This window comes from Capnocytophaga sp. oral taxon 324 str. F0483 (assembly GCF_000318315.2).
Classification (GTDB): Bacteria; Bacteroidota; Bacteroidia; order Flavobacteriales; family Flavobacteriaceae; genus Capnocytophaga; species Capnocytophaga ochracea.
On the sequence record NZ_KB291538.1, the window covers coordinates 4,173 to 11,196 of the forward strand.

Below are 7,024 nucleotides of genomic sequence, written 5' to 3' on the forward strand. Positions count from 1 at the left end.
AAAAAACCTTTTTTATCACTACCCATTTGCTAATTTCCAAATTCTCTCATTTTCTAATTTTCTATGCCCGTAGTGCTACGACCTTTGCCAAAGTTAAATAAACTGACAATCTCTCCGCTAGTGCGTTTCTTGTAGCCTTCACCCCATTTTCTCATTTTCTAATTTTCTAATTCTTATTTATCTATTATAAAATTTGCTCATTAATAAATTAATTCATACCTTTGCACCCTTGATTCGATATTAAAATTATGGCAGAAGAATTATATAACGAACAACAAAATTCAGCTGAATATTCAGCAGACAATATCCAATCCCTTGAAGGAATGGAACACGTGCGTATGCGCCCCTCAATGTACATCGGCGATGTGGGCACGCGCGGGTTGCACCACCTTGTATACGAGGTGCTCGATAACTCTATCGACGAAGCGCTCGCAGGCTATTGCGATACTATTTCGGTAACCATTAATGAGGATAATTCTATCACCGTGGAAGACAACGGTCGCGGTATCCCAGTAGATGTCCACAAGAAAGAAGGCGTTTCTGCCCTTCAAGTGGTAATGACTAAAATCGGTGCCGGAGGTAAGTTCGACAAGGGTTCTTATAAGGTATCGGGTGGTTTGCACGGGGTAGGAGTTTCCTGCGTAAATGCCCTTTCCGACCATCTTACTGCTACCGTATACCGCGACGGAAAAATATGGCAACAAGAGTACCAACGCGGGGTAGCGATGTACCCTGTAAAACAAGTGGGCGACACCGATAAACGCGGTACTAAGGTTACTTTCCACCCCGATGAAGTAATCTTTGAACAAACTATTGAATACAAATACGATACCCTCGCAGCCCGTATTCGCGAGCTCGCTTATTTAAATAAAGGAATTACTATCACCCTTACCGACCTTCGCAATAAAGACGAAAAAGGTAACTTTATCACCGAAAAATTCTATTCACAAAACGGACTAAAAGAGTTCGTTAAATTCCTCGATGGCAACCGTATGCCTATCATCGGAAACGTGATAGCTATGGACGGTGAAAAGAACGGTATCCCTGTGGAGGTCGCTATGATTTACAACGATTCATATAACGAGAACCTACACTCTTACGTCAATAACATCAATACTTCCGAAGGAGGTACTCACTTGCAAGGTTTCCGTATGGGGCTCACTCGTACCCTCAAAGCCTATGCCGATAAATCAGGCTTGCTCGAGAAGATGAGTAAAGATAAAAAGAACCCTGTGGAGATTGAAGGTGATGACTTCCGTGAAGGGCTTACCGCTGTCATTTCGGTAAAAGTAGCCGAACCTCAATTCGAAGGACAGACAAAAACCAAACTCGGTAACCGCGAAGTAACCTCAGCCGTATCTCAAGCCGTAGGACAAATGCTCGAAGATTATCTCGAAGAAAATCCTAACGATGCCAAAACCATTGTCGAGAAAGTGATTTTGGCTGCTCAAGCACGTCAAGCAGCGCGCAAAGCTCGTGAGATGGTACAACGTAAGAGCGTGATGAGTGGTGGCGGTCTTCCTGGTAAACTCGCCGACTGTTCTGAAGAAGATCCAGAAAAATGCGAACTTTTCTTGGTTGAGGGAGACTCAGCGGGTGGTACAGCTAAACAAGGACGTAACAAAGATATCCAAGCGATACTACCCCTCAGAGGTAAAATCCTCAACGTCGAAAAAGCAATGCAACACAAGGTGTTCGATAGCGATGAAATTAAGAATATCTATACCGCTTTGGGTGTAACTGTGGGTACTGAAGAAGATGCCAAAGCACTTAATTTGAGCAAGCTCCGTTACCATAAAGTGATTATTATGTGTGATGCCGATGTAGACGGTTCACACATCACGACTCTTATCCTTACGTTCTTCTTCCGCTATATGCGCGAACTTATAGAGAACGGACACGTGTATATTGCCACACCACCGCTCTATTTAGTAAAAAGCAAAAACAGCAAACGCGAAGAGTACGCTTGGAACGACAAACAACGCGATGCGCTTTCAGCTGAAATGGGCAATGTGAATATCCAGCGTTATAAAGGTTTGGGTGAAATGAACGATCACCAGTTGTGGGATACCACGATGAATCCCGAACACCGCACCCTTCGCCAAGTAACCATCGACAACGCTACTGAAGCCGACCGCGTATTCTCTATGCTGATGGGTGATGAAGTACCACCACGTCGTGAGTTCATCGAGAAAAATGCTAAGTACGCTAAAATCGATGCGTAGTTATAGTATAACAAGCAATAAAAAAGCGCAACACTTGGTTACAAGTGTTGCGCTTTTTTTAACCATTAATCGTTAACTTCTTACCATTGTAGCAAGTTTTTCTCCCGTATATTCATCTATTTGAGTGAGTACTTCGTTTATTACCGAAGACTCTTTGCCATCTTCGCTCCACAAGCCTCCTTTGAAGTAGAGTTTTTCATCTTTAAACTCAGCAAAAGCTCCAATAGGTGCTGTACAGCCACCTTCTAAAGCGCGAAGAAAATCGCGTTCTAATTGAGTGGCTATATAAGTATAATCGTCGTGGAGAGGGAGTAGTTTCTTCTGCAAAGCTACGTTATCCTCACGCACCACCACTACGATAGCTCCTTGCGCAGGTGCAGGTAGCATCCAATCCAGCACCAAGTGTTTTTCAGGTAATTTATTAATGCGTTCCAAGCCCGCAGCAGCAAAGATAGCCCCATTCCAAGGGTTATCGGTGAGCTTTTGCAAGCGGGTATTTACATTCCCCCTTAAATTCTCTATCTTATGATGCGGGTAGCGGTGTAACCATTGCGCCTTGCGTCGTAAACTGCTGGTGGCTATAGTTGCTATTTCAGCCTCCAAAAACGAAAGGTCACCCTTGTATACTAATACATCGTGAGGATTCCCGCGCTTGAGCACTGCCCCTACCACAATTCCTTCAGGTAAAGCCGTGGGTACGTCCTTCATACTATGTACGGCAATATCTATTTTGCCATTGAGCAAGGCAATATCCAGCGCTTTGGTAAAGATACCGGTAACCCCCATTTCGTAGAGTGGTTTGCTTAGCTCTATATCTCCGTGAGATTTAGTGCTTACTATCTCAGTGTGATACCCTAAGGTTTTTAATTGGTTTTGTACCGTTTTAGCTTGCCAGAGAGCCAACTCACTATCGCGTGTACCTATGCGTATGGTGTTCATTGTATTGAATTTAGAGCGACAAAAGTACAAAATAATTATCAATTAGCAATTGAGAACTGATAAATTTGCTAATTACCAAATTATTTGTATCTTTGCCCAAAACAAGACAATATTAATATGCTAAAATTACATATTACAAACGAAACTGATCAATTAGAAACTGTGATTTTAGGCACAGCTATTAGCAATGGACCTACTCCAAAGCTCGAAGAAGCCTACGACCCTAAATCGGCGGAGCATATCAAAGCGGGTACTTATCCCATAGAAAAGGATATGGTTGCTGAAATGGACGCTTTTTGTGCAGTACTCCAAAAATACGGCGTAACCGTTTATCGCCCTGAAATCATTACTGACTGCAACCAGATATTCACTCGCGATATCGGTTTTGTGATTGAAGATACTTTTATCAAAGCTAATATACTACCCGATAGACAAGAAGAATTTCAGGCTATTGAGTACATCGTAAAACAAATAGACCCTAAAAAAGTGATAACCCCTCCTGCTGATGTACATATTGAAGGGGGCGATGTAATGCCCTGGAACGACCATATTTTCATCGGGACTTATAAAGGGGAAGATTATAAACAGCAAATTACAGCTCGTACTAATGTAGCAGGGGTGGCTTTTATTCAAAAGCTCTTCCCTCAGAAAAAGGTAAAGGAGTTTGATTTGGTGAAATCACAAACTGAGGCGCGCGATAATGCCCTCCACCTCGACTGTTGCTTCCAACCGATTGGTAAAGACAAAGGAATTATCTACAAAGGCGGTTTCCGCTGTGAAGCTGATTATCAGTATTTGGTAGACCTCTTTGGCAAAGAGAATCTCTTTCATATAGAGCGAGAGGAAATGTACCATATGTTTAGCAACATCTTTTCTATTAGCCCAGAGGTGGTGGTTTCTGAAAAGAATTTTACACGCTTGAATAACTGGTTGCGCTCACAAGGCTTCACCGTAGAGGAAATACCGTATGCCGAGATTGCCAAACAAGAGGGATTGCTAAGGTGCTCTACTTTGCCTCTCAGTCGCTGTGGCAATTAACAAATAGACAAAATGATAAAAAGACTAATTATTTAGATTGTTTACATATTTTATTTTTTTAGAATAAAAGTTCGTCGTATCTTATGTGATTTACGGCGAACTTATTATTTTTGCGCTTGCGAAACACAACTACTGATAGTATCAATTACTAAAAAACTATGTCACAACCTACTATATCTAAGAATAAAACCTTTTACTGCATTGGGCTCAGCTACCAGAAAGCTGATGCAACGATGCGTGGAATGTTTAGTCTTACCCCTGAAAACAAAGACCAATTGCTCTCCCAAGCTAAAAGTGAAGGCTTTGAGGAGCTATTGTTGATTTCTACTTGTAATCGTACGGAGCTCTATGGTTATGCCGAACACCCTTTTCAGCTGATACAACTGCTCTGTGAAAATTCTAATGGGTCGGTAGATGATTTTCAGAAAGTGGGTTACGTAACAAAAAACAAAGAGGCTGTGCATCATCTTTTTGAAGTAGGTACAGGTTTAGATAGCCAGATTCTTGGGGACTTTGAGATTATAGGGCAGATAAAACAAGCCTTTAATCTCTCGCGCGACAAAGGTCTCGCCAATGCTTTTTTGGAGCGATTGATGAATTGTGTTATTAACGCCAGCAAGCGTATCAAGAACGAGACGGCGCTTTCTTCAGGAGCAGCCTCAGTATCGTTTACGGCGGTGCAGTATATTATGCAGAATATACCTGAGGTGTCGCAAAAGAATATTCTTCTATTTGGTGTAGGCAAGATAGGTCGCAATACGTGCGAAAACCTCATCAAGCACACTCAAAACGAACATATTACTCTTATCAATCGCACGCGCGAGAAAGCAGAACAAATAGCGGGTAAGTTTAATGTAATAGTTAAAGATTTTAACGAGTTACGAAATGAAATTAGCAAAGCAGATGTACTCATAGTTGCCACAGGGGCTGCTACTCCTACGGTGTATAAAGATTTTATCAATCCGGCTCAACCGATACTCATTTTAGACCTTTCTATTCCTAAGAACGTGGAGGAACAAGTGGCAACACTCCCCAATGTAACCCTTTTGCATATGGACGAGCTTTCTAAGCGCAAAGACGAAGCCTTAGAGCGTAGAAAAGAAGCGATTCCACAGGCTTTGGAGATTGTAGAAGAGGTAAAAGAAGAGTTTTTCCAATGGTTAGATAACCGCAAGTTTGCGCCTACTATCAAAGCGTTAAAAGCGAAACTTGAAAGCCTTAAAGAAGCTGAAATGGACTTCCAGCGAAAGAAAATTGAAAACTTTAACGAGCAACAAGCTGAAATGATAAGTAACCGCATCATTCAGAAGATAACCACACAATTTGTAAACCACTTGAAAGATACCTCGTCAATAGATGAAAGTATCAGTTGGGTACAAGAGGTGTTTCAGTTAGAAGTATAAGACATCTATATAAGAAAAATAAAAAAGACTGCTACATAGCAGTCTTTTTTATTTTTTAAGTATTCAGATAAGGATAATCAAAATTTATTTAGAAGACGGATTCGTCGTCAATAAGTTTTAAAACATTTAAGTATTTAGAGGAGCTGAGGTATTTTGCATCGTTGTAATAAGCAAAAATCATTGTTTTTTCTTTGATAGTTTCAATGACTTGTTTATATATATTTTCGGGCAATACAGGGCAACCTAAACTTCTGCCCATACGCCCCGTACGAGCTATATAATTTTCATTGGCGTAATTGGCAGTGTGGATAACTACTGCACGTTTGGCTAAGTTACTATTATAGCCTTTTTCATCGCCGTACAACATTAGGCTAAATCCTTTACTACCGATGTAAGTGGCACCTGTAATGTAAAAGCCTATACTGCTTTTGTTAGATTCCATTGCATCTGAAAAAGAGGAGGACTTTATTTCTCCACTATTTCTACCGTGTGCTACATAGGTGTAATACACTATTTTCATCTTCTCTAAGTCGATGGTATAAAAGCGCTTAGAGCTACTATCTTTTGTAAAATCAATAATAGAAAAGAGGTCTTTTTCGTTTAAGCGGTGTTGCTTTCTGAGAGATTGATAGCCTATATAAGCGTAGCGAAAAGCTTCGAAGCTAAGGTCGTATTGGGTGGCGTTTAGCTCGTTATACAAATCTTTAATGTTAAGTTCGACTTTTTTTAAGGCTAATAGTTTTTCTTTGCTAAGATGGGAATTTTGGGCGTGTACGAAATACAAAAAACTGCTTAATACAAAAATAAGGAATAAGAAAAAATACTTTTTGTTCATAGTGTTGTTGTTCGAAACATTTTTTAATTGTTAAATAAGAATTCATTGCGGGTGCAAAGGTAGTATATTTTTTTTACGTTGTATCAGAAAGGTAACACTTTAACATTTATTTAACACGTTTGAATAATTTCCACAATACCCATAAGAAGTAGCGTAATAGCCTTTGTGATGGTTGATAGCAGTATTTTTCAGCCACACCATAACGCAATAATTGTACCAATTTGATGTTGATAATGCCAAAAATTAGGAAATGAGGAAATGAGGAAATGAGGAAATGAGGAAATGAGGTGGAGTTTACAAAAACGTGCTAGTGTATTGATTGTTAGTTTATTCAACTTTGGCAAAGTTTAAAACTTTGCCAAAGGTCGTAGCACGACGGGCATAGAAAATTATAGAATTAGGAAATTTGGAGATTAGCAAATGGGTAGTGATAAAAAAGGTTTTTTGACGGGTCTGACTTGTCGGACAAATTGGACTGGTCTGAGTTATCGGAGGAAAACGAAAAATATAAAAAGTGGGTTGGAAGGATTTTTGGCAAAAAAAGGCTGTAAGGAGGGCGGGGGTAGCTTATAGAGAGCTTATAG

The 7,024-nt window shown here is 40.3% G+C and carries 5 protein-coding genes; 3 read left to right on the plus strand and 2 right to left on the minus strand.

The genetic code is table 11. The features are described from left to right. The first annotated feature begins 248 nt into the window (after positions 1-248). Positions 249-2,225, plus strand: a complete 1,977-nt coding sequence (gene gyrB, locus HMPREF9072_RS11490; protein WP_009411867.1) for a DNA topoisomerase (ATP-hydrolyzing) subunit B — start codon at positions 249-251, stop codon at positions 2,223-2,225. Between the two features lie 72 nt (positions 2,226-2,297). Here the strand turns inward: gyrB and hemC are convergent, their stop codons facing one another. After that, positions 2,298-3,164, minus strand: a complete 867-nt coding sequence (gene hemC / locus HMPREF9072_RS11495; protein WP_009411868.1) for a hydroxymethylbilane synthase — start codon at positions 3,162-3,164, stop codon at positions 2,298-2,300. A 117-nt stretch (positions 3,165-3,281) separates the two neighbouring features. On the opposite strand from hemC, the gene HMPREF9072_RS11500 reads away from it, so the two are divergent. Continuing rightward, on the plus strand, positions 3,282-4,202 hold the full coding sequence (locus HMPREF9072_RS11500; RefSeq protein ID WP_009411869.1) for a dimethylarginine dimethylaminohydrolase family protein: 921 nt from the start codon (positions 3,282-3,284) through the stop codon (positions 4,200-4,202). Positions 4,203-4,360: 158 nt separating this feature from the next. Continuing rightward, positions 4,361-5,605 (plus strand): glutamyl-tRNA reductase, encoded by a 1,245-nt coding sequence (gene hemA / locus HMPREF9072_RS11505; RefSeq protein ID WP_009411870.1) that lies wholly within the window; start codon positions 4,361-4,363, stop codon positions 5,603-5,605. 88 nt (positions 5,606-5,693) lie between these two features. On the opposite strand, the gene HMPREF9072_RS11510 is transcribed toward hemA, so the two are convergent. After that, positions 5,694-6,440 carry a murein L,D-transpeptidase catalytic domain family protein gene (locus tag HMPREF9072_RS11510; protein ID WP_009411871.1) on the minus strand — a complete coding sequence of 249 codons (747 nt, stop codon included), beginning with the start codon at positions 6,438-6,440 and terminating at the stop codon, positions 5,694-5,696. Positions 6,441-7,024: the final 584 nt, after the last annotated feature.